This is a genomic window from Pseudomonas sp. B424, assembly GCF_055408345.1.
This window is the reverse complement of the sequence record NZ_JBUZTL010000008.1, coordinates 194,433-215,837: the sequence shown is the minus strand read 5'-3', so window position 1 is coordinate 215,837 and position 21,405 is coordinate 194,433. Positions and strand designations below refer to the sequence as shown.

Below are 21,405 nucleotides of genomic sequence, written 5' to 3'. Positions count from 1 at the left end.
CTCGATGAACACTGCATCAGGTCGTTTTGAGCAAATAGCGCTGCGTGCCGTGCAAATTACGACTTGCGGCCGCCGCGCAGCAAGTTGATCGGAGCATCCTTAGGTATGTGCTCACAGATCGTCTCCTTTACTCATCAACCCGTACTTCACGGAACATGCCCATTTCCATATGGAAAAGCAGGTGGCAGTGATAGGCCCAGCGACCTAAGGCATCGGCGGTGACTCGATAGCTGCGCTTGGTACCTGGTGGCATGTCGATTGTGTGCTTGCGCACCATGAACTTGCCGTTTTCATCTTCAAGGTCGCTCCACATTCCGTGAAGGTGAATGGGGTGCGTCATCATGGTGTCGTTTACCAAGGTGATGCGAAGACGCTCCCCATACTTGAGACGAAGGGGCTCAGCGTCAGAAAATTTGATGCCGTTGAAGGACCAGGAAAACTTTTCCATGTGACCGGTCAAATGCAGCTCAATGGTGCGATTGGGCTCGCGGCCATCAGGGTCCTGGAAAGTGCTTTTCAGGTCTGAATAGGTGAGGACTCGACGACCATTGTTCCGCAAACCGATGCCTGGATCGTTTAGCTTTGGCGTCGGGGTCATGGCTTGCATATCAACCAAGGGGTTGTTGGTTTCGGAGGCTGGGTGAGTCTGCATTTCTCCACCCATACTACCCATGCCAGCCATCCCCGACATATCACCACCGCCCATTCCTGCCATCTTGCTGTGGTCCATGCCGGCCATGTTGGACATATCGCCTTTGTCCATGCCCGCCATCTTGCTGTGATCCATACCAGCCATGTTGGCCATGTCGCCTTTGTCCATACCAGCCATCTTGCTGTGATCCATACCAGCCATGCTAGTCATATCACCGCCGTCCATGCCGGTCATCCCGGTCATGTCACTTTGGTCCATGCCCGCCATCTTGCTGTGATCAATGCCAGCCATGCCGGACATGTCGCCGCTGCCCATACCAGCCATGCTGCCATGGTCCATACCAGCCATACCGCCCATTCCCATGTCATCCATGGACAAAAGAGGCCTGGGGTCGATCGCAGGCACTTGTGCCTTTAATCCTTCGCGAACTGCGAGGGTTCCGCGTGCATACCCGGTTCTGTCCATAGACTGGGCGAAGATGGTGTAAGCCTCTTCACTGGCGGGCTCAACTATCACGTCATACGTTTCAGCTACGGCGATGCGGAATTCGTCGACGCTGACCGGTTTGACGTGTTGGCCGTCGGCGGCCACAACGGTCATTTTCAAGCCAGGAATTCGAACGTCGAAATAGCTCATCGCCGAGCCGTTAATAAAACGAAGGCGCAGCTTCTCACCCGTTTTGAAAATACCGGTCCAGTTACCGTTGGGCGCCTGGCCATTCATGAGGTAGGTGTAAGTATCTCCACTGACGTCTGCGAGGTCAGTGGGGTTCATTTTCATTTCTGCCCACATCTTTCGGTCGGCTACGGCAGATGACCAGCCTTGCTTGCTGACATCGTCGATGAAATCGCCAACGGTACGTTTGTGGTGGTTGTAGTAGTCAGATTGCTTCTTAAGCTTCGCCATGACGCGACTAGGATCTTCATCGGTCCAGTCAGTCAACATCACCACGTAGTCGCGGTTGTATTGAAAAGGTTCAGGTTCTTTCGAGTCGATAACGATTGGCCCGTAAACGCCTGCCTGCTCCTGTAAGCCCGAGTGGCTGTGATACCAATACGTACCGTTCTGATGGACCTTGAATTTGTACTCGTACATACCGTCGGGTGCGATGCCATGGAAACTTAATCCGGGTACGCCGTCCATATTGGCCGGCAGGATGATCCCGTGCCAATGGATGGAAGTGTCCTGGTCCAAGCGATTTTTCACACGCAGTGTGACTGTCTCTCCTTCGCGCCAACGCAGCAAGGGTCCTGGCAATGATCCATTGATGGTCATGGCCGTGCGCGGCGAGCCGGTGATGTTTACAGGGGTTTCACCAATAAACAGATCAAATTCGTTGCCGGTTAGGACGCTCGGCAGGCCTGGACTGGTCACTGCCCATACAGGAGTGCGCCACAGACCAAGGCCGCCAAGGATGCCGCCGGCGGCTAGGCCTTTAACGAATGTCCGTCTAGAGGTTTTGGAATGCATGCCGTTTATTTCCAATCAGTCAAAAGGGAGCCGTTCAAAACAACCCGTGAGTTGGCAAGATGAGCTTCGCTTACCGTTAAAAAGACGAATATTTACAGCAAGCGAGCTCAGAAATTGCCACATCTAAACCACCTTAGTGATTACATTTCTGTCAGCTTGGCCGCGTGCCTAATCGTTCAGCAGTTTTTATGATCCATCGCTTTGGCTTTGCTCTCAGCGACAGGCGGTTGAGAGCTCTGCGTTTGAGCTACCTGGTACGATTCCACCGAATTATTCCTGGCCAATTCCATACGTGCGAAAGTCCGATCACCACCGCCCTCAGCCATAGCCAAAGATGAAATGGTCAGAGCAGCGATGACGAACAAGGATTTGATAGTGTTCATTTTGGGTTTCCTCAGATCAGTACTGGCCGCCCCTGAATCCAATCGTGCATTGATTCGTAGCGGGTGAGCATTAGGCTCAATAGGACTATAAGACTCACCCGCTGTCGGGAAGCTTAGGCCAATATTACAGTTGCGTCAGGTTGCGATATTTCTCTTGAAGAACACCGTATTTAGTCCTTAAGGTCTCGGTCTTCCAGCGCGCATCGATATTTACTCACTAACAATATCAACGGGCGAACCTTTGTAGGTTTTCGTTACTCAAGGTGACTACGTCTTTGAACCTCTACTGGTCGGAGATGTGAATACCGGAGGTATCGCGTAGCACATTAAGTGAGCTTGTTGAGGATTATTGCTTGAGTATTAGTTTCGAAAAAGCGGTCGGCGTAGCGGAAAGAGCTTTGAATCTTCGTAGCCAAAGAGCCGAAATCCTGAGTAACAACATCGCAAATGCTGATACGCCGAACTACAAGGCCCGAGATTTAGATTTTTCTACTGTGCTCGCCCGCGAAATAGAAAAAACACCTGCCACTCTATTTTCTTTGGAAACGACAAATGTAAAACACATTGCCGGAATAGAATCCGTCAGTGATATTTATGGAGTTAGTTTGCTTTACAGTACACCGGCTCAACCTGCCATTGACCAAAATACTGTCGATCAGCAGGTTGAGGTCGCAAAGTACACAGAAAATGGAATACGTTTCGACGCCGCTTTTACTCGGTTGAATGGAGCATTCAAAGGTTTGCTCAAAGCTCTGCGAGGTGATTAGTAGCGCAAGGGCTTGCGAGCGGTAATTGTGGCCGACGTGGCTGCTTCGGTATTCCCTGAGGGGTTAACCAAGGGGAGCCCCTGTATACGGGGCCCTGACCATGGAAAGGTGCCAGCATTCAAGCGCTGATCTGGGAAGGAAAACCCAACGCCTCTACAGCTTTACGAATCTGCTCTGGGCTTTCGCTGCTTTCAACACTTACCTTACCGGCTGACCGATCCACGGAAACTGTAGCTTCGTTGTCCAGTGACTGAATCGCTTTGGTAATTTTGCTGACGCAACTGCCGCAACCAATGCCTGATACATCTAAGACGAACATGGTTATTCCTCTCGTGCTGAGCGGTCTCTTTTCACCGCACCGACAGCATCAACGTTGACACGATGGCAAGGTCAACAGCTATATGTTTCGGGTTGTGAGCGTCATTGATGGGTATTTGCGCAGACTTAACCAGCCGTTTGCATTTGACCTGACCAACCATTTGCAGCGTATTCGACCAGTACGCTTCTTTTGGCCATGGCCGGCAAAGAACGGCCAGAGGCGGACATTACAGCTCCTCTCGTTCCTCGCTCGCACTTGAAGCCTCTTTCCTGCCAGGGACTGTAGATGCTCTCTCCGTTCTTTGATCTTGTATAGGTATAGGGGGTATGCCTATCATGCACAATACATAGGTAGGGGGGGATCCCATGGGCCATATTGCAGCAAACAAAGAAAATCTTCTCAACCGCGTAAAACGCATAGCCGGACAAATCCAAGCCGTTGAACGGGCATTGGAATCGGATCTCGATTGCGCAAAAACACTACACCTTGTTGCTGCCACTCGCGGAGCAATCAACGGCTTAATGGAGGAAATCATCGAGGACCACGCGCGGGAGCATGTCGCGAACCCTGCGCTCAGCGAAGAAGAGCGTAACAAGGGCGTCGAAGAGCTTCTTGAAGCCATTCGCCGTTACGCCAAGTGAACGCATCTAGGTACACACTCATGAGCAGCACCAACATCAATTACACACACGACCACGTGTTCCTTGGCTCAGCGCACGACGAAAATGCCAAGCGTACGCTTTGGGTTGTGGCACTGACGGTGGTGATGATGGTTGGCGAGATCACCGCCGGCTATATTACGGGTTCGATGGCGTTACTGGCCGATGGCTTCCACATGGCAACCCATGCTGGCGCATTGGGCATCGCGGCCGCCGCTTACGGATACGCAAAACGCCATGCTTCCAGCCAGCGCTACAGTTTCGGTACCGGAAAGGTTGGAGACTTGGGCGGATTCGCCTCGGCACTGATTCTCGGTATGGTCTCCCTGGGAATTGGCATTGAGTCTGTCATGCGCCTCTTGCAGCCAACGGAAGTTCAGTTCGGCACCGCTACGCTCATCGCGATTGTCGGATTGATCGTCAACATTGTCAGTGCCTTACTGCTGGGCCACGGGCACAGTCATGGGCACGATCACGATCACGGCCATGCCCATCACGGGAACGACAACAACCTGAAATCGGCCTACGTTCACGTAATTGCAGACGCGCTGACTTCGGTTCTGGCCATTGCTGCACTGCTCGCCGGCCGGTATCTCGGCTGGGTTTGGCTAGACCCGGTTATGGGCATTGTCGGCGCCATTGTTATCGCGCGCTGGGCATGGACCTTGATGGGGGCCACCGCAGGAATACTACTGGATCAGACAGACGCACACGTTGCCGAGGAAATCCGCGAACTGATTGAGAAACCGGGGGATGCCACTATCACGGACTTGCACGTCTGGCGGATTGGACCGCAAGCCCATGCGGCCATCGTCAGCGTCCTTGGTGAGGCCACTGCGAACGCCGATAGAATTCGTGAACGTCTCAAGCCGGTCCACGAAGTCAGCCATCTAACGGTCGAGTTTCGACCTGTCTGATTCAGCGGCTCCCCACCATTGTCTCCAAAGGAACCCGCAATGCCTCCAGGGAAACGTGAACTGGCACGAATCGAACGTCGGTTGATGACCACGCTCACCGAAGCGTGCGAAACAGCCAAAGGTGAAATCGAAGGCTTTACCTGGCTCACTCATGCCGCTGACCTGAGCGCATTGGCTGAAACCCTGAAGGTAATCTGGGTGTTCGAAACCCAGGCTGACAGAAAGCGCGCCCAGGTTAACGCTAAGGCGCGCATCTTTGAGTTGACGGCCTTAGCGCTGAATGAGGCCAACATCGAGCTGATCCCTTCAGACCTTAACGTCCGCTTCGACTCTGAGGAGGAGTGTCAGCGAACTCACGGAGGTGACTGGAACACCCGCCTGACTCAATCACGTGTGTCCAAAGGTGGCTGACAATGGCTAAAGAAATCGAGAATCCCTGCATCTCAGTTTGCCAACTCAGTGGTGATCTGTGTGTGAGCTGTGGGCGAAGCAAGGAAGACATCAGAAAATGGAAACGCATGAAGCGGCCTGAAAAAATGGCCGCTGTGCAAAGGGCGAATGTGCGCTTGAAGGGACTGAAGAAAGCACATGGGTAGTCACTTGCCCAGGTTTACCGCTTTGGGTCGTTATGAGCCCCTCAGCTTTGATGTCTGGTTGGTCAAATTCTCAATCGCTGATCAGTCAAATGCGAATGACTGGTCAGGTCGTATGCAAACGCATGGCAAGTGCGCTGCAATTTTGCAGCTCAGTCAATTCGGGTATTTCTCAGTCTCAATGCATTGAAAACTACAGATGCAGAACTGACGCTCATGGCTATGGCAGCGATCATTGGCGACAGAAGATGTCCCGTCAGTGGATAGAGCAAGCCTGCGGCAAGAGGAATGCCCATTGAGTTGTAAAGAAAGGCGAAACCCAAATTTTGCCGCATGTTTTTTACTGTTGCGACCGAAAGAGCCCGTGCTCGTAAAATTCCCATCAGGTCACCTTTTACCAGCGTGAGTTGCGCGCTATTCATCGCTACGTCAGTCCCTGTCCCCATGGCAATGCCCACATCTGCTCGGGCCAGAGCTGGTGCATCGTTGATACCGTCACCGGCCATGGCGACCTTCCGGCCGTATTGCTGAAGGTCTGCGACCAGACGCTCCTTGTCCTGAGGTTTCACTTCACCATGGACTTCTTCAATCCCCATCTCCCTGGCGACTGCCCGAGCGGTGGATAGCCCGTCGCCAGTTGCCATGATGATTTTGATGTCATCAGCCTTGAGTTTGGTGACTGCTTCTTTGGAGGTCGGCTTAATTGGATCTGATACTGCCAACAACCCCGCCAATGCCCCGTCGACTGCGAGGTAGATGATGCTAATGCCATCACGTCGCAACGCCTCAGCACGCTCTTGTAGGGGAGTGGCGCTTACGCCTACGGCTTCCATCAATGCGGTGTTCCCCAGCTCGATCTTCTTACCATCAACGATCCCACTGACCCCAATACCTGAACCAGACTCGAAAGACTCTGGCTTGGTGAGCTTAATGTTCTTAGTTCGGGCGTGATCGACGATTGCATGAGCCAAGGGATGTTCGCTGCCCTGATCAAGACTGGCAGCAAGCTGGAGAACATCGTGGGGATTGAAACTGGGTGTGGCCTCCACACTGTGAAACACTGGCCGTCCCTCTGTCAGGGTGCCGGTCTTATCGACAATCAGCGTGTCGATCTTGCAAAGGTTTTCGATGGCGCTGGCATCCCTGAACAGCACCCCCATGCTGGCCGCTTTACCCGTCGAAACCATGATCGACATGGGCGTAGCAAGACCTAGCGCACAGGGACAAGCGATGATCAGCACAGCAACAGCGTTGATCAGACCAAACACCCAACTGGGCTCAGGGCCAAAAAGCCCCCAGCCGACAAATGTCAGTATCGCAATCGCGATAACACCCATCACAAAGTAGCCAGCAATCGAGTCGGCCATTCGTTGCATTGGTGCTTTGGACCGCTGAGCCCGAGCGACCATCTGTACTATCTGTGACAGCATGGTCTCGGCGCCGACCTTCTGCGCCTCCATTACCAAGCTGCCATGTGTATTGAGCGTGGCACCGATCAGACTATCTCCAGCTCTCTTCATTACCGGCACTGGTTCGCCAGTAAGCATGGACTCATCCACCGCACTTTCACCTTCCAGTACTGAGCCATCAACTGGAACCTTTTCACCGGGTCTGACCCGTAGATGGTCTCCAAGGTGGACATGGGTGAGAGGAATGTCTTCTTCCTGTCCATCGGTATTGATCCGGCGTGCTGTCTTGGGCGACAGGCCGAGAAGGGACTTGATGGCGGCGGAGGTTTGCGATCGTGCTTTGAGCTCAAGAATCTGCCCAAGCAAGGTGAGTGAGATTGTAGTGGTCAACTTATCCCGGACACGACTTTAAGTTTTTCCTCGGCCCGCGCTGGAGCCAACCCATCGTTGAATTGATGAGGCCTAATCCAATTGTAGCGATGCATCAAAAAATGGCTGATATCGCGCTGTGCTTCCTGCGCAGTTCGATAGCCCACGGTCGGTATCCATTCTGTTTTCAAGCTGCGAAATACGCGCTCCATCGGTGCGTTATCCCAGCAGTTTCCTCGTCGACTCATGCTCTGGCGCATGCGGTATCGCCACAACCGCTGGCGAAAGAGTCGGCTTGCATATTGCGATCCCTGGTCCGAGTGGAATAGCAGATCCGAAGGCCTGCCACGCTGCTCGTAAGCCATATCTAGCGCTTTGATCACCAGCTCAGCGTCTGGCTTTTCCGACAGCGCCCAGCCCACGATCCGACGCGTACAAAGATCCAGGACGACAGCCAGGTAATGCCACTTTCCTTGCGCCCAAATGTAGGTGATATCGCCGCACCAGACTTGATTGGGCGCTGGCACGTCGAACTCGCGGTTCAATGTGTTCGGGATATCCAGTCTTTCTACTGTTGCTCGTTTGTAGGCATGGGAGCCGGGTTGTTTGCTGACTAAATCAAGCTCGCGCATCAAGCTGCGCACTTTGAATCGACCGATCTGCTCACCGTCTTCACGCATCAGCGACAAAATGCTGCGACTGCCCGCAGCACTGCGACTTTGTGAGAACAGCTCACTGACACGCCTACGCAATCGAAGCCGTTCAACAGCGGGTGAGCGGCGCCGCAGGCGCTGGGCGTAGTAACACGAGCGAGTGACGTCAAACACCTTGCACAGCCAATCAACCGGCTCATGTGCGCTCAACTGGTCAATCAGCGCGAACGCTCGTGATCTTCCGACATCAAGAGCGCGGTAGCCTTTTTTAATATTGATTTCTCTCGCTCAAGCCGAGCAATCCGAGCTTCCAGCTCCTGAATTTTTTGCTGTTCAGGAGTCAGTGCTTTGTTCTGCGGGGTGACGCCTTTATGTTCTTTCTGAATCTGGTCAACCCAGCGGCGCAATGCCGACTCACCAATGCCGAGTGAACGGCTGGCTTCGATGTAGCTGTAGTTTTGCTTGAGCACAAGGTCGGCAGCCTCGCGCTTGAATTCAGGAGTAAAGGAGCGGCGTTGTTTGGTCATCTGACACCTCGATCTGGCGAGCATTCTCGCCTAAATGGGTGTCCGGTTTCATTAGACCACTACAGATGATGACCGCTGCGGCTTCGAAGTAGACGCCGATGCGTCCATCTTGCATGAAGGTGGCCGGAAAGCTTTGAGGTAAGAGCGTTGCCATGACGCTGTAAAGGTATGCTGCGGCGGTACCCAACCCAATCAGTGTCCACATATTTGGACTGCGATTTCTAATAGAGGCTATGCCTCTGACAAAAAAAGGCCAACCTGCCCACAAGGTCACCGGTGTCGCCAGAGCCAGCTCGATCCAGTTTTGGATCGGGCCATGGAAAAGTTGTAACGTGTGTCCCGCCATGGCGAGCAAGGTCACTATCACGGTTAATGGCAGCGACCACCAAAAGCGGCGGGCGAAATCCCGGAGTTCAGGATTTTCTTCTTCATCGAGCGCGGGCATGACCGGCTCTAATGTCATGCCACATTTAGGGCAGTTGCCGGGTCCGGGCTGACGTATTTCCGGGTGCATCGGACAGGTAAACTCAGTGCCTGTTTGTACCGCAGACTCTGGAGTGGTGACACGGGATTCGGCGCTCGAAACATTACTGCTGAAGCGTTCAGGATCAGCTCGAAACTTCTCCTGGCATTTCAGGCTACAGAATTGATACTTCTGTCCCTGATAAGACTCACCAAATTTACTTGATGAAGTGACTGCCATTCCGCACACCGGGTCACGTAGATCATCGTCATTTAGCGGAGCAGCATGGGCGTGACTGTGGTCGTGGTGGCTCGATATGTTAGGCATGGCTATTTCCCTTCTTTGTCCTTGTGGGTTGCTGCCTGATCGCCATGGCGATGTCCAAAAAAATGCATCAATGGACAGATCAACAGAATCAGATAAGGCCAAAATGGATAAACGTGGCTGAAATGCTCCCGCAACACGTAGAAGGCACCAATCGCAATGAGCATGATTAGTACAACGCCTGTTTTGCGCCTCCAAAATGGTGCGGTGGTGTTTCCATCCAGACGCTGATGGTTACTCATGATCTAAGCCTCACTGTGTACTCTGCAACAGAGCGTAGCCAACTCCTGTGTCGAAGCGGTGGGAGAAGCCGGCTTAGGCTTATTTCAGGTCAAACTGACCGACCATTCCCGATTGGTAATGTCCGGGCACATTGCAGGCAAACTGAAGGCCTGTGCTGTCGTTGAAGGTCCAGATCAGTTCTTGGGTTGAGCCAGGCTCAATCAGGACGCTATTCGGGTCGTTGTGCTCCATTCCGACCATCTTCATTCCGCCCATGCTGTGGCTCATACCGCTCATCGTTTTCCCGGTACCGGTGGGGTTAAGCGTCCCGTTCTGGAACATGCTCGCCATTTCTTTTTGGTGTGCTGCATGAGCAGCGGCTTTGCCGATGTTGAACTCGTGCAGCAGCGAACCCTCATTGCGAAGGACAAATCGAATGGTTTCACCAGGCTTTACGTTGATGCTTTCAGGTTTGAAGAAAATATCGCCCATCTCGACCTCCACCGTACGGGTAACCTCAGAGGCGACTCCAGGCTGGCCGATGTCCTCTTTCCCATGCCCTGCGCTGGCCATAGCCGTAGCACCGAAGAGTAGAGTGATTGCCGCGATGACAGGGGTAACGAGCTTAATTTTCATAGTGACCTCGAGAGTAAGAGGAGTGGGAGCACTGGCTATGCTAAAGACACGGAGCTGCCAGTTAACTGACCTGAACACTACATTTCTGTCAGTTTTCAAAAAAGCACGGCGTCCAAACGACGCCGTATTTAACGTTACTGTTCAAAAAGCCCCTTGGAAGCCGTTTTTCACTGATGATTCTCTGAAAGCATCAATTTGTGCTCGCGCTGCATTTGGTTCAAAACGTCATCGACGATTTTGTCGTGCTTTTCCATCCAGGCGAGATGCTGCTGAGGTGACATTGAGGCGTCTGGATGATCTTTATGGAGTTGACTCATGAGCTCTCCCAGCATCTTCATATGCTCGGTCATGTGGACATGACGCTGACCTTCAGGGGCGTTTTCAGCTTGTATCAGGACAGCCTCTGCCTTGTTGCGCAGACCCTCCATGCGCTCTATCACCCGGTCTCCGCCACTTTCAGCCCATACAGAAGCTGAGACGAGTATTGAGCTCACAAAAAACAGAATTTTCAGGCGATTCATGGGGCAACTCCTTATGGAATTGTTTTCCGGCTCCCAAACGGTTCATGTTAAAGAGTCGGTCGAGCACCAGGAAGTACTCATGCTTGAACCCTAGACAGCGCTCGCTGACATCTACCTGAAGCCAATATTACTTTTCTGTCAGTTGCTGGTTGGCTGCCGGTTTTCGTTGCAGACTCCGCTTCATCACTATCAGAGAACGACCTCATGAGACTTCTTGTCGCTGAAGACGAACCAAAAATAGGTATCTATTTGCAGCAAGGACTCACCGAGGCGGGGTTCAATGTTGATCGTTTTACTAATGGAAAAGAGGCGCTTCAGCACGCTTTGAGCGAAGCGTATGACCTGTTGATTCTCGACGTCATGATGCCTGGATTGGATGGCTGGGAAGTTCTGCAGAAGGTTCGCGCTTCCGGGAAAGACGTCCCCGTGCTCTTTCTCACAGCGAGAGACCGCGTTGAAGATCGAGTTAAAGGACTTGAACTCGGCGCAGATGACTACCTGATCAAACCCTTCGCATTTTCTGAATTGCTTGCTCGAGTCAGAACGTTGCTGCGTCGCGGTAACAGCGCGCCTTCGCAAACCTACATGAAATTGGCTGATCTGGAAGTGGACCTCCTCAAGCGTCGAGCCATTCGTGGAGGCAAGCGAATTGACCTTACGGCCAAAGAGTTCGCGTTGCTTGAGCTATTGCTGCGACGTCGTGGGGAGGTGCTGCCAAAGTCACTTATCGCTTCCCAGGTTTGGGATATGAACTTCGATAGCGACACCAACGTTATCGAGGTTGCGGTTAGACGGTTGAGGGCCAAGATAGATGACGACTTTGAGGTCAAGTTGATTCATACCTCGAGGGGAATGGGTTACATGCTAGACGCGCCTGATTCGGAGTCGGAATGAATCGGATGTCCCTGACAACTCGCATGAGTCTGATGTTCATGCTCGCGGTAACGGCCGTGCTTACGGTCGCCGGACTTAGTTTCAACAACCTCAGTCGGCATCACTTTAAGATGCTGGATCAGCAGGCATTGAACGAAAAGCTCCACTCGACCCAGAGAATTTTGTCGGGGTTGAACACCATCGATCAATTCAGCGAATTTAAGCCTGAGTTGGAAGCGCTGCTGGGTGCTCACCGTGATTTGACGGCCCTAATAATCGATGGTGAAGGCAAGCTGCTGTTCGCAGATCCCGGTCCGGTAGATATTCCGAAGGAGTTCCGCACAACCACAAACAACAACGTCTGGGAGTGGCGGGAGCAAGAGCAGATGTTCCGTGGCGTGACAGCACAAGCCGTTGTAACGGGGCAAGACAAGCCGTTGACAGTCATTTTGATCTTTGACGTTACTCAGCATATGTCTTTTTTCGAGACGCTTGAGCGCTGGTTTTGGATAGGGCTGGTAATTAGCGCGTTGGTCAGTGCGGCGCTTGGCTGGATGGTAGCAAGCAGTGGCATGCGGCCTATTCGCCAGGTCACGCGGGTCGCCGCCTCTATGTCAGCAAAATCACTAAAAGAGCGCATCCCTTTAGCGCCTGTTCCTAAAGAACTTCAGCAAATGGTGCTGTCCTTTAACGCAATGCTGTCCAGACTCGACGATGCATTTGTCCGGTTATCGAATTTTTCCGCAGACATTGCCCACGAACTACGGACTCCTGTAAGCAACTTGATGACCCACACCGAAGTCGTGCTTTCAAGAAAAAGGGATATAGAAGACTACGAAGACAACCTGTACTCAAATCTTGATGACTTGAAGCGTATGAGTCGGATGATTGATGACATGCTATTTCTGGCGAAGTCAGACAATGGTCTGATCACCCACGAGAACAAACCAATAGATTTGGTGGAAGTCGTGGAGAAACTGCTTGAATACTACCGTCTTTTGGCAGATGAGCGAGGGATAGAACTGAAGGTTTCAGGAAGGGGCAGCGTCCGAGGCGATGTCCTTATGCTCCACAGAGCTATATCTAACCTGCTCTCTAATGCGCTTCGCTACACCTCGGAAGGGAAGATGATCAGTGTCGAAATCCTCCAGAAGGAGATGTCGATATTGGTCGTCGTGGAGAACCAGGGTGAACCCATTGCCCCCGAACATCTTGAAAAGCTCTTCGATCGTTTTTATCGCGTGGACCCAGCGCGCAGGGAAGGAAGCCCAAGCAACGCAGGGCTAGGTTTGTCGATTACCCGATCAATTATTGAGGCGCATGATGGCAAAATCTGGTGTACGTCAAGTGACGGTAAAACGGCCTTTCATCTCGAGTTTCCTAGTGTTGACTTGCAGGTCAGCTGAGCAATGCCGCATTTGTGATCAACGGCGTTAGCGCGACTTGGGCCTGCATCCAGTTTCGTAATTTTTTGAATGAGTGAATACCCCAGTATTTGCGGCGTGCGGTCTCGTTTCTAAGACTTGTGACCTTCGCCAATTCGATCCCAAACAGCGTGTCAAGCTGACTGAAATGTAATCGAACAGTTTGCGTTCGTGTGGCATCGTGTTCTTGCACTGTGACGTTGGGGCTTAGCGAGATGTTCGTGTTCAACCTGCACTAGAGATGGAAGCTCCGAGTTAACCATCAGTGGTTTTAAATTGAAAATTACAAACTAGTTCTTCCCAAACAAACCTCAAATCAACAGCTCTTGCTGTGAGGAGTCTTGCATGTCATTCCTTAAAACTACGACCGTAGCTGTTGCACTTACTGCTGGTTTGCTTCTGAGTGCCGTAGCTCAAGCACATCCAAAGCTCCTTTCTTCCACTCCGGCGGAAGGCTCGGATGCGGCGGCCCCTTCGAAAATTGAACTGCACTTTTCCGAGAATCTCACCACTCAGTTTTCCGGTGCAAAACTGATCATGACCGATATGCCTGGCATGCCGAACTCTCCAATGGGTGTAAAGGCCGCCGTCGCTGCTGGCGGTGATCCGAAAACGATGGTGATTACGCCGGCTGCACCTCTGACGACCGGTACCTACAAAGTTGAATGGCGTGCAGTTTCCTCGGACACCCACCCGATCACCGGCAACTTTTCCTTCAAAGTGAAATGATCCATGAGCGACTCAATAAATATTGTGGTTCGCTTTGCTCTCTATTTTGACCTGATGTTGTTATTTGGATTGGCCATATTTGGCTTGTACAGTCTCAGGGGAAAAGAAAGGGTATCGGGCACGGTCTTGAATTTTGAGTCGCTTCTTTACGGTACTTCTGTTGCAGGTGTAGCTCTGTCCCTTGCCTCGATGTTGTTGCTTGCGAAAGCAATGAGCGGTGTATCGGAGCTTATGGAGCTACATCACCACATTTTTGAAATGGTCATCATGGGCACCGACGTTGGGTTGACCTGGATGGTCCGAATAGCCGCCTTGGTTGGGGCAATTATGGGCGTCGCGTTGAATAAACGATTTCCGACACCCAGCCTCTGGATCGTCACCGTGTGTGGAGCAATCGCGTTGGCCACGCTAGCCTGGACAGGGCACGGTGCCATGGACGAAGGCAGCCGCCGCTACTGGCATTTTCTGAGCGATATTTTCCATTTATTAGCGGCAGGTGGCTGGTTGGGTGCTCTAGCGGCCTTCGCTCTACTGCTGCGGTTGAAATCGCTGAAGGGCGAGGAGGAAGCACGAATTCTTGCCCGCGTGCTGACTGGCTTTGAGTCGGCCGGCGGTGTGATTGTTGCGATCATAAGCGTAACGGGAGTCGTGAATTACCTTTTCATCGTCGGTCCAAACCTTGATGAGGTCATGCTGAGTACCTATGGTCAGCTGCTGTTTTTGAAGATCCTGCTCTTTGCCGGGATGATCGTTTTAGCCACACTGAACCGCTTTCACTTAAGCCCGCAGTTGGAGCGCTCAGTTCGCAATGGTCAATACTCTGTAGCGGTTAATGCCTTGCGCCGCAGCATGAAATTCGAATTCCTGATGGCAATCCTCATCATCTGTCTGGTCGCATGGTTAGGCACGCTAAGTCCTGAAATGGAAATGAGCGCGCAATAGAGGTTTCTGGCAGCTAACCAAGAAGCCGGGAACGGGATTGTTAGCACCATTTCTACTGGCTACACTTCAGTCCATGACACGCTATGTACGGTTTTGCCTGATATTCCTGATTAGCTTGGCGCTTCCCCTCAGTGGGATGGCGGGTGTTCAGGCGCCGACAGAGCCGTGTCCCATGCAAACCATGGGCATGGCGATGATGGACGGCATGGGCCAAGACTGCTGCCATGACATGAAAAGTCCCACCGAGCATGGTAAACCCTGCAAGCCGGGCCAGGAGTGTAAGACCGGCGGCATGCTGCAAGTCTCTATCATCAAGCCTCTGGTCCCCCTATCTAGCCCCCTCGAAGCGTCCATCTCCATAGACTCCCATCCTGTCCAAACCCCTTCAGGGGTATGGCGACCGCCCCGCATTTGATTCCTGTACCACACTGAGCCTCATTCCGCGTTAGCGGGATGGCATATCTGCGTGCATGTCTGATGAAGCGCGCAGTGGATCATCACAGGAATCGTGAACATGAACTCCAAGTGCTATTGCACAGGGTGGTCCCTCGTGGCCGGCCTGGCGGCAAGCGTACTGGCATTGCCGAGTCTCGCTGCCGCATTGACACTCGATGAAGCTTTGCAGCTGGCTGAAAACAATGCGCCGTCGCTGACTGCACAAGACGCGAAAATTCAGGCTGCCAGTAGTGCGGCCATCCCCGCTGGTGAACTACCCGATCCCAAGTTGCTGCTAGGCGTACAGAACTACCCCATTGGGGGGCCGGATCGCTGGAGCATCGACCAAGACTTCATGACTATGCGAATGGTCGGAGTCAGTCAGGAGATGCCCAGCAGCGCCAAGCGCAAAGCCCGAATCGAGGTCGCTGATGCGGCCATTGAACGCGCCGCCGCTGAGCGCCGGGTCGAACGTCTAAAGGTTCGTCAGGCCACGGCGTTGGCCTGGATCAACAGCTACTCGGTTGAGCGTAAAGACACTCTGTTCCAGGACCTCTACAAAGAAAACCGTCTGCTGGCCGATACCGTCCGGGCACAAATTGCCGGCGGCCGCGCTCAACCTGCTGATGCAGTAACGCCCAAACAGGAAGCGGCACAACTGGAAGAGCAGCAGGACGATCTGATTCGTCAGAGAGCGCAGGCCCGAGCTGCCCTGAAGCGCTGGATTGGACCAGCCGCCAATGACAAACCTGTGGGCAGCTTGCCTGAATGGCCTGTCGAAGCCTCTGACTACTCTCATAAGCTGCAACATCATCCAGAATTGGCAGCTTTTGCGCCAATGACCCGCGAAGCGCAAGCCAAGGTCCGTGAAGCCGAAGCGGAAAAACAGTCGGATTGGAGCTGGGAAGTCGACTATCAGAATCGCGGCCGACAGTTCGGCGACATGGTCAGTGTGCAATTTTCCTGGGATCTACCACTGTTTCCTGACTCTCGGCAAAACCCCAAAATTGCGGCCAAGCACGCTGAACTCAACCAGCTAGAGGCCGAGCGGGAAGCCCTGTCACGCAAGCGTACCCAGCAACTGGAGGACGAGCTGGCCGATTATGAACGCTTGAATCGTGCCGTTCGCCGAACCCAGGACAGTCTGCTGCCTCTGGCCAAGGAGAAGGTCGAGCTCAGCATGGCCAGCTACCGCGCCGGCAAAGGCGATTTGAACTCCGTCGTGGCTGCTCGGCGCGAGCTTATCGAAGCCCGTCTCAAGCAGATTGATGTTGAAGAGCAGCGTGCTCTCACCAGCGCTCGCCTGTATTTCGCCTATGGGGAGTCCGCTCAATGATCTCTAGAACACGGAAAGGGGTATTTGTTGTCAGCATCTCAGTTGCTTTGGGGGTTGCCGGTGGTTACTGGTTGGCCCAACCGGGGGTGAGCTCGGTACCGGATGCAGCACCGCAGCAGAAGCCTGAGTCATCAGTCGATCGCAAAGTTCTGTATTGGTACGACCCCATGTACCCACAACAGAAATTCGATAAGCCGGGTAAGTCGCCCTTCATGGACATGCAAATGGTCCCTCAGTACGCGGATAGCAAGGGGGACAGTGACACTGTTCGCATTGATCCAAGCCTGACCCAGAACCTCGGTGTGCGACTGGCTACCGTCAGTCGAGGTGTGTTTGCTTCGAGTCTGGACGTTGTCGGAGTGTTGGCTTTCAACGAACGGGACGTCGCCGTCATTCAAGCCCGTACGGCGGGTTTCGTCGAGCGCGTGTATGCCCATGCTCCTGGCGACGTGATCAAAGCCAATGCCGCCATGGCGGATATCCTTGTACCTGAGTGGGCTGCGGCTCAGGAGGAGTTTCTCGCACTCAAGCGCAGTGGCGATACAGGCTTGCTGGCCGTGGCTCGCCAGCGCTTGCGGCTCACCGGGATGCCGGCGGCATCGATTGCTCAAGTAGAGCGCAGTGGCAAAGTCCAACCAAACTTTACCCTCACCAGCCCTATTAGTGGTGTGCTGCAAGAGCTCAATGTGCGCGAGGGTATGACGGTGGCCGCCGGCGAGACACTGGCACGCGTTAATGGTTTGAGTAGCGTCTGGCTGGCCCTGGCCGTTCCGGAGACTGAATCTGGATCGATCCTCATGGGGCAAACGGCAGAGGCGCATTTGCCCGCGTTCCCTGGGGTTGTGCTCAAGGGCGTCGTCAGCGCGATTCTTCCGGAAACCAATCCGGATAGCCGCACCCTTCGCGTACGCGTCGAGTTACCCAACCCAGAAGGCCTTCTCAGGCCGGGTATGACCGCACGAGTGAGCCTCAATCGTTCAACGGAGCAAAGTGTGTTGTGGGTGCCGAGCGAGGCCGTCATTCGCACCGGTCGACGTGCTCTGGTGATGCTTGCTGAAGACGCTGGCCGCTATCGTCCTGTTGAAGTGTTGATCGGGCAGGAAAACGATGACAAGACGGCGATCTTGAAAGGTCTGGAAGAGGGCCAGAAGGTGGTTACCTCTGGCCAGTTCCTGCTCGACTCGGAGGCCAGTCTCAAGGGCATCGTTGCAAGCTCGGAGGAAGAGTCACCACCCAGCGCAGCAGTCTCCAGTTTTCATGAAGCGGATGGGCAGATCGTTGAGATCAACGACAAAGAAGTCACGCTCGCCCATGGTCCTTTCAAAACGCTGGGCATGCCTGGCATGACGATGACGTTCCCGCTCGCCAATCCGGCGCTGATGCAGGGCCTCAAAACGGGCGACAAGGTCCGGATTGCTGTTAGTCAAACCGACGATGGCTTGCGTGTTGAGCGTCTAGAGAAATCAGGGGGCCAGCTATGATTGCTGCTCTGATTCGGTGGTCAGTAGCCAACCGATTCCTGGTGCTACTGGCGACACTGTTTGTCACGGCTTGGGGCATCTGGTCGGTACAGAGCACGCCCATTGATGCGCTGCCGGATCTCTCCGATGTTCAGGTGATCATCCGCACCCCGTATCCGGGACAGGCACCGCAGATTGTCGAGAACCAGGTGACCTATCCGTTGGCCACCACCATGCTTTCGGTGCCTGGCGCCAAGACCGTGCGCGGCTACTCCTTCTTTGGTGACAGCTTTGTCTATGTGCTGTTCGAAGACGGTACTGACTTGTATTGGGCCCGCTCGCGGGTGTTGGAGTACCTGAGCCAAATACAAAGTCGCTTGCCAGCCAGCGCCAAACCGGCGTTGGGGCCAGATGCGACAGGCGTTGGCTGGATTTTCCAGTACGCGCTGGTAGATCGCAGTGGCGGACACGATCTGGCGCAACTTCGTGCACTTCAGGACTGGTTCCTCAAGTTCGAACTCAAGACTCTGCCCAACGTTGCCGAGGTGGCCACCGTGGGTGGGATGGTCAAGCAGTACCAGGTGCAGCTTGATCCACTCAAATTGGCCAGCCTCGGTATCACGCAGGCCGAGGTGACCGAAGCGATCGGCAAGGCCAATCAGGAAACCGGTGGCGCCGTCCTGGAAATGGCAGAGACCGAGTTCATTGTGCGGGCTTCCGGCTACTTGAAAACGCTCAATGATTTTCGGGCGATCCCACTCAAGCTGGGATCGGGCGGTGTGCCGGTGACCCTTGGCGATGTCTCCACGATCCAATTGGGTCCGGAAATGCGGCGTGGCATCACCGAACTCGACGGCAAAGGCGAGACGGTCGGCGGCGTGGTAATTCTGCGCAGCGGCAAGAACGCCCGCGAAACCATTGCGGCGGTCAAGACCAAACTCGACGAGTTGAAAAGCAGCTTGCCGGCGGGGGTAGAAATTGTCACCACCTACGACCGCAGCAAGCTGATCGACCGCGCCGTGGAAAATCTCAGCCACAAGCTAATCGAAGAGTTCATCGTCGTCGCGTTGGTGTGTGGCATCTTCCTCTGGCACCTGCGTTCATCTCTGGTGGCAATCATCTCCCTGCCGGTGGGGGTGCTGATCGCCTTCATCGTGATGCGTTATCAAGGGATCAACGCCAACATCATGTCCCTGGGCGGAATTGCCATCGCCATCGGTGCCATGGTCGACGCTGCCGTGGTGATGATTGAAAACGCGCACAAGAAGGTTGAGGCTTGGCACATGGCCAATCCGGGGGAGGAACTGAAGGACGAACGTCATTGGCACGTGATGACCGAAGCGGCGGCTGAAGTTGGACCAGCACTGTTCTTCTGTTTGTTGATCATCACCCTATCGTTCATTCCGGTGTTCACCCTGCAAGCCCAAGAGGGGCGGCTATTCGGCCCGCTGGCTTTCACCAAGACCTACGCCATGGCCGCAGCGGCGGGATTGTCAGTGACCTTGGTGCCTGTGTTGATGGGCTACTGGATTCGGGGGCGAATTCCCAGTGAACAACAGAACCCGTTGAACCGCTGGCTGATCCGGATCTACCAGCCGGCTCTGGATGCAGTCTTGCGACGACCGAAGACCACGCTGTTGGTCGCGTTGCTAGTTTTTATCAGCGCACTATGGCCAATGTCGCGCTTGGGTGGCGAGTTTCTTCCGCCTTTGGACGAAGGCGACCTGCTCTATATGCCTTCGGCTCTGCCGGGATTGTCGGCGCAGAAAGCGGCGCAACTGCTGCAACAGACCGACCGCCTGATCAAGACCGTGCCGGAGGTCGAACATGTCTTTGGTAAAGCCGGTCGTGCTGAAACTGCCACCGACCCGGCGCCGTTGGAGATGTTCGAAACCACCATCCAGTTCAAGCCACAGGAGCATTGGCGCCCAGGCATGACTCAGGAAAAACTGGTGGAAGAGCTGGACCGAGTGGTGCGAGTTCCTGGGCTGACCAATATCTGGATACCACCAATTCGCAACCGAATAGACATGCTGGCTACGGGGATCAAAAGTCCTATTGGTGTAAAGATTGCCGGCACCAACCTGACAGAAATCGATTCTGCGACTCAGGCAGTCGAGCGAGTGGCTAAGGGCGTACCGGGTGTCAGTTCGGCTTTGGCCGAGCGATTAACCGGTGGGCGTTACATCGACGTGGATATTGACCGAAAAGCCGCCGCCCGCTACGGACTGAATATCGCCGATGTGCAATCCATCGTGGCCGGTGCTATCGGCGGTGAGAACGTCGGGGAGACCATTGAAGGGCTCGCACGTTTCCCGATCAACGTGCGTTACCCTCGGGAGTGGCGTGACTCGCTCGGCGCCCTGGAGCAGTTGCCGATCTACACCCCGCTAGGGAGCCAGATCACCCTCGCCACTGTGGCGAAGGTCAAGGTCAGCGACGGCCCACCGATGCTCAAGAGCGAGAATGCACGGCCCTCCGGTTGGGTATACATCGACGTGCGTGGCCGGGACATTGCCTCGATAGTCGCCGACCTGCGTCGGGTCGTCAGTGAACAGGTCAAGTTGCAGCCCGGCATGAGCCTGAGTTACTCAGGGCAGTTCGAGTTTCTCGAAAGGGCCAACGCACGACTCAAATTGGTGGTGCCTGCCACGCTGTTGATCATCTTCGTGCTGCTCTACCTGACTTTTGCCCGCTTCGATGAGGCCCTGCTGATCATGGCCACTCTGCCATTCGCCCTGACTGGCGGGGCATGGTTCCTCTATCTGTTGGGGTTCAACCTGTCGGTCGCCACCGGGGTCGGCTTCATCGCCTTGGCCGGTGTTTCTGCCGAATTTGGCGTGATCATGCTGCTCTACCTGAAAAATGCCTGGGCCGAGCGTCAAGACCTCGGTGACAACACAGAACGCGGGTTGATGGCCGCGATTCGTGAAGGCGCTGTGCAGCGCGTTCGACCCAAGGCCATGACCGTTGCGGTGGTTATCGCTGGTTTGTTACCAATACTTTTGGGAAGCGGTACCGGCAGCGAGGTGATGAGCCGCATTGCCGCCCCGATGATTGGAGGTATGGTTACGGCGCCCTTGCTATCGCTGTTTGTGATCCCGGCGGCCTATCACCTCATGCGTCGTCGACACTTGTCCGTTGAGCCCGGCAAGCACTGACGCGTAAAAATGCATACAAAAGGGGCTGCGCTTGCAGCCTCTTTTGAGCTGCACAGCCCGTTTTCATCGGTCCTACACGCGGTATGTATCGAAATTAGCAAGTTTATGTCTTTTGCATAAACTCGCTAATTTCGATACATACGCTGTGGTCAGTGCCGTTA

The 21,405-nt window shown here is 54.1% G+C and carries 21 protein-coding genes and 1 pseudogene; 13 read left to right on the top strand and 9 right to left on the bottom strand.

Features of this window, described 5'->3' with window-relative positions; genetic code table 11:
- Window positions 1-127: 127 nt before the first annotated feature.
- Window positions 128-2,122 carry a copper resistance system multicopper oxidase gene (locus ACZRMS_RS12685; RefSeq protein WP_047303450.1) on the bottom strand — a complete coding sequence of 665 codons (1,995 nt, stop codon included), beginning with the start codon at window positions 2,120-2,122 and terminating at the stop codon, window positions 128-130.
- A gap of 176 nt (window positions 2,123-2,298) precedes the next feature.
- Window positions 2,299-2,505 carry a co-regulatory protein PtrA N-terminal domain-containing protein gene (locus ACZRMS_RS12680; protein ID WP_047303448.1) on the bottom strand — a complete coding sequence of 69 codons (207 nt, stop codon included), beginning with the start codon at window positions 2,503-2,505 and terminating at the stop codon, window positions 2,299-2,301.
- Window positions 2,506-2,858: 353 nt separating this feature from the next.
- Here ACZRMS_RS12680 and flgB point away from each other — a divergent pair, with 353 nt between their 5' ends.
- Window positions 2,859-3,272, top strand: coding sequence for a flagellar basal body rod protein FlgB (gene flgB, locus ACZRMS_RS12675; protein ID WP_047303446.1), 414 nt, complete (start codon window positions 2,859-2,861; stop codon window positions 3,270-3,272).
- Between the two features lie 118 nt (window positions 3,273-3,390).
- Here flgB and ACZRMS_RS12670 read toward each other — a convergent pair whose 3' ends face one another.
- Window positions 3,391-3,591, bottom strand: coding sequence for a heavy-metal-associated domain-containing protein (locus tag ACZRMS_RS12670; RefSeq protein WP_019821359.1), 201 nt, complete (start codon window positions 3,589-3,591; stop codon window positions 3,391-3,393).
- Window positions 3,592-3,956: 365 nt separating this feature from the next.
- Between ACZRMS_RS12670 and ACZRMS_RS12665 the strand changes: the two genes are divergently transcribed.
- The 4 genes from ACZRMS_RS12665 to ACZRMS_RS12650 are packed head-to-tail and all read left to right on the top strand — an operon-like array spanning window position 3,957 to window position 5,763.
- On the top strand, window positions 3,957-4,232 hold the full coding sequence (locus ACZRMS_RS12665) for a metal/formaldehyde-sensitive transcriptional repressor (RefSeq protein WP_047303444.1): 276 nt from the start codon (window positions 3,957-3,959) through the stop codon (window positions 4,230-4,232).
- 20 nt (window positions 4,233-4,252) lie between these two features.
- Complete coding sequence (gene dmeF, locus ACZRMS_RS12660) at window positions 4,253-5,167, top strand: CDF family Co(II)/Ni(II) efflux transporter DmeF (protein WP_314492650.1); 915 nt, start codon at window positions 4,253-4,255, stop codon at window positions 5,165-5,167.
- Between the two features lie 39 nt (window positions 5,168-5,206).
- Window positions 5,207-5,578, top strand: coding sequence for a hypothetical protein (locus tag ACZRMS_RS12655; RefSeq protein WP_047303440.1), 372 nt, complete (start codon window positions 5,207-5,209; stop codon window positions 5,576-5,578).
- Between the two features lie 2 nt (window positions 5,579-5,580).
- Window positions 5,581-5,763, top strand: a complete 183-nt coding sequence (locus ACZRMS_RS12650) for a DUF1289 domain-containing protein (RefSeq protein ID WP_050683282.1) — start codon at window positions 5,581-5,583, stop codon at window positions 5,761-5,763.
- A 149-nt stretch (window positions 5,764-5,912) separates the two neighbouring features.
- On the opposite strand, the gene ACZRMS_RS12645 is transcribed toward ACZRMS_RS12650, so the two are convergent.
- From ACZRMS_RS12645 to ACZRMS_RS12620, 6 genes and pseudogenes are all read right to left on the bottom strand, one after another.
- Window positions 5,913-7,559, bottom strand: a complete 1,647-nt coding sequence (locus ACZRMS_RS12645) for a copper-translocating P-type ATPase (RefSeq protein WP_326427866.1) — start codon at window positions 7,557-7,559, stop codon at window positions 5,913-5,915.
- Window positions 7,556-8,718, bottom strand: a protein-coding gene (locus tag ACZRMS_RS12640) for an IS3 family transposase (protein ID WP_094991569.1) whose coding sequence is annotated in 2 segments (ribosomal slippage) — window positions 7,556-8,463 and window positions 8,463-8,718 — 1,164 coding nt in all. Because the reading frame shifts where the segments join, the coding sequence is not laid out codon by codon here. Before ACZRMS_RS12640 ends, ACZRMS_RS12645 begins: the two co-directional genes overlap by 4 nt.
- 49 nt (window positions 8,719-8,767) lie before the next feature.
- Window positions 8,768-9,508 (bottom strand): annotated as a pseudogene (locus tag ACZRMS_RS12635) (YHS domain-containing protein); the annotation flags it as partial.
- A gap of 2 nt (window positions 9,509-9,510) precedes the next feature.
- Complete coding sequence (locus ACZRMS_RS12630) at window positions 9,511-9,747, bottom strand: DUF2933 domain-containing protein (protein WP_047303434.1); 237 nt, start codon at window positions 9,745-9,747, stop codon at window positions 9,511-9,513.
- Between the two features lie 79 nt (window positions 9,748-9,826).
- Complete coding sequence (locus tag ACZRMS_RS12625) at window positions 9,827-10,363, bottom strand: cupredoxin domain-containing protein (protein WP_326427869.1); 537 nt, start codon at window positions 10,361-10,363, stop codon at window positions 9,827-9,829.
- 167 nt (window positions 10,364-10,530) lie between these two features.
- A complete protein-coding gene (locus ACZRMS_RS12620; protein WP_042556871.1) occupies window positions 10,531-10,884 on the bottom strand; it encodes a co-regulatory protein PtrA N-terminal domain-containing protein in 354 nt (117 codons plus the stop codon).
- Window positions 10,885-11,088: 204 nt separating this feature from the next.
- Between ACZRMS_RS12620 and ACZRMS_RS12615 the strand changes: the two genes are divergently transcribed.
- The 8 genes from ACZRMS_RS12615 to ACZRMS_RS12580 all read left to right on the top strand — a co-directional run bounded on the left by ACZRMS_RS12615 (window position 11,089) and on the right by ACZRMS_RS12580 (window position 21,244).
- Entirely contained in the window at window positions 11,089-11,778 is a 690-nt protein-coding gene (locus tag ACZRMS_RS12615) for a heavy metal response regulator transcription factor (protein ID WP_047304368.1), read from the top strand.
- The gene (locus ACZRMS_RS12610; protein WP_047304366.1) at window positions 11,775-13,163 is read left to right on the top strand and encodes a heavy metal sensor histidine kinase; all 1,389 of its coding nucleotides are present in this window, start codon (window positions 11,775-11,777) and stop codon (window positions 13,161-13,163) included. Before ACZRMS_RS12615 ends, ACZRMS_RS12610 begins: the two co-directional genes overlap by 4 nt.
- Before the next feature lie 363 nt (window positions 13,164-13,526).
- A complete protein-coding gene (copC, locus tag ACZRMS_RS12605) occupies window positions 13,527-13,910 on the top strand; it encodes a copper homeostasis periplasmic binding protein CopC (RefSeq protein WP_042556868.1) in 384 nt (127 codons plus the stop codon).
- A 3-nt stretch (window positions 13,911-13,913) separates the two neighbouring features.
- Window positions 13,914-14,852, top strand: a complete 939-nt coding sequence (copD, locus tag ACZRMS_RS12600; RefSeq protein WP_042556867.1) for a copper homeostasis membrane protein CopD — start codon at window positions 13,914-13,916, stop codon at window positions 14,850-14,852.
- A 73-nt stretch (window positions 14,853-14,925) separates the two neighbouring features.
- Window positions 14,926-15,267, top strand: coding sequence for a hypothetical protein (locus tag ACZRMS_RS12595; RefSeq protein WP_080896087.1), 342 nt, complete (start codon window positions 14,926-14,928; stop codon window positions 15,265-15,267).
- A 99-nt stretch (window positions 15,268-15,366) separates the two neighbouring features.
- Window positions 15,367-16,623, top strand: coding sequence for a TolC family protein (locus tag ACZRMS_RS12590; RefSeq protein ID WP_326427872.1), 1,257 nt, complete (start codon window positions 15,367-15,369; stop codon window positions 16,621-16,623).
- Window positions 16,620-18,104: an efflux RND transporter periplasmic adaptor subunit gene (locus ACZRMS_RS12585; protein ID WP_047304361.1), complete on the top strand. Its 1,485-nt coding sequence runs from the start codon at window positions 16,620-16,622 to the stop codon at window positions 18,102-18,104. Before ACZRMS_RS12590 ends, ACZRMS_RS12585 begins: the two co-directional genes overlap by 4 nt.
- Window positions 18,101-21,244 (top strand): efflux RND transporter permease subunit, encoded by a 3,144-nt coding sequence (locus ACZRMS_RS12580; RefSeq protein ID WP_047304359.1) that lies wholly within the window; start codon window positions 18,101-18,103, stop codon window positions 21,242-21,244. The genes ACZRMS_RS12585 and ACZRMS_RS12580 overlap by 4 nt, the downstream gene beginning before the upstream one ends.
- Window positions 21,245-21,405 lie beyond the last annotated feature (161 nt).

Excerpts from the sequence above, each read along its gene's own strand:
- ACZRMS_RS12685 (WP_047303450.1), bottom strand. The coding sequence starts at position 2,122 with ATGCATTCCAAAACCTCTAGACGGACATTCGTTAAAGGCCTAGCCGCC.
- ACZRMS_RS12680 (WP_047303448.1), bottom strand. The coding sequence starts at position 2,505 with ATGAACACTATCAAATCCTTGTTCGTCATCGCTGCTCTGACCATTTCA.
- ACZRMS_RS12670 (WP_019821359.1), bottom strand. The coding sequence starts at position 3,591 with ATGTTCGTCTTAGATGTATCAGGCATTGGTTGCGGCAGTTGCGTCAGC.
- ACZRMS_RS12665 (WP_047303444.1), top strand. The coding sequence starts at position 3,957 with ATGGGCCATATTGCAGCAAACAAAGAAAATCTTCTCAACCGCGTAAAA.
- dmeF (WP_314492650.1), top strand. The coding sequence starts at position 4,253 with ATGAGCAGCACCAACATCAATTACACACACGACCACGTGTTCCTTGGC.
- ACZRMS_RS12655 (WP_047303440.1), top strand. The coding sequence starts at position 5,207 with ATGCCTCCAGGGAAACGTGAACTGGCACGAATCGAACGTCGGTTGATG.
- ACZRMS_RS12650 (WP_050683282.1), top strand. The coding sequence starts at position 5,581 with ATGGCTAAAGAAATCGAGAATCCCTGCATCTCAGTTTGCCAACTCAGT.
- ACZRMS_RS12630 (WP_047303434.1), bottom strand. The coding sequence starts at position 9,747 with ATGAGTAACCATCAGCGTCTGGATGGAAACACCACCGCACCATTTTGG.
- ACZRMS_RS12625 (WP_326427869.1), bottom strand. The coding sequence starts at position 10,363 with ATGAAAATTAAGCTCGTTACCCCTGTCATCGCGGCAATCACTCTACTC.
- ACZRMS_RS12620 (WP_042556871.1), bottom strand. The coding sequence starts at position 10,884 with ATGAATCGCCTGAAAATTCTGTTTTTTGTGAGCTCAATACTCGTCTCA.
- ACZRMS_RS12615 (WP_047304368.1), top strand. The coding sequence starts at position 11,089 with ATGAGACTTCTTGTCGCTGAAGACGAACCAAAAATAGGTATCTATTTG.
- ACZRMS_RS12610 (WP_047304366.1), top strand. The coding sequence starts at position 11,775 with ATGAATCGGATGTCCCTGACAACTCGCATGAGTCTGATGTTCATGCTC.
- copC (WP_042556868.1), top strand. The coding sequence starts at position 13,527 with ATGTCATTCCTTAAAACTACGACCGTAGCTGTTGCACTTACTGCTGGT.
- copD (WP_042556867.1), top strand. The coding sequence starts at position 13,914 with ATGAGCGACTCAATAAATATTGTGGTTCGCTTTGCTCTCTATTTTGAC.
- ACZRMS_RS12595 (WP_080896087.1), top strand. The coding sequence starts at position 14,926 with ATGACACGCTATGTACGGTTTTGCCTGATATTCCTGATTAGCTTGGCG.
- ACZRMS_RS12590 (WP_326427872.1), top strand. The coding sequence starts at position 15,367 with ATGAACTCCAAGTGCTATTGCACAGGGTGGTCCCTCGTGGCCGGCCTG.
- ACZRMS_RS12585 (WP_047304361.1), top strand. The coding sequence starts at position 16,620 with ATGATCTCTAGAACACGGAAAGGGGTATTTGTTGTCAGCATCTCAGTT.
- ACZRMS_RS12580 (WP_047304359.1), top strand. The coding sequence starts at position 18,101 with ATGATTGCTGCTCTGATTCGGTGGTCAGTAGCCAACCGATTCCTGGTG.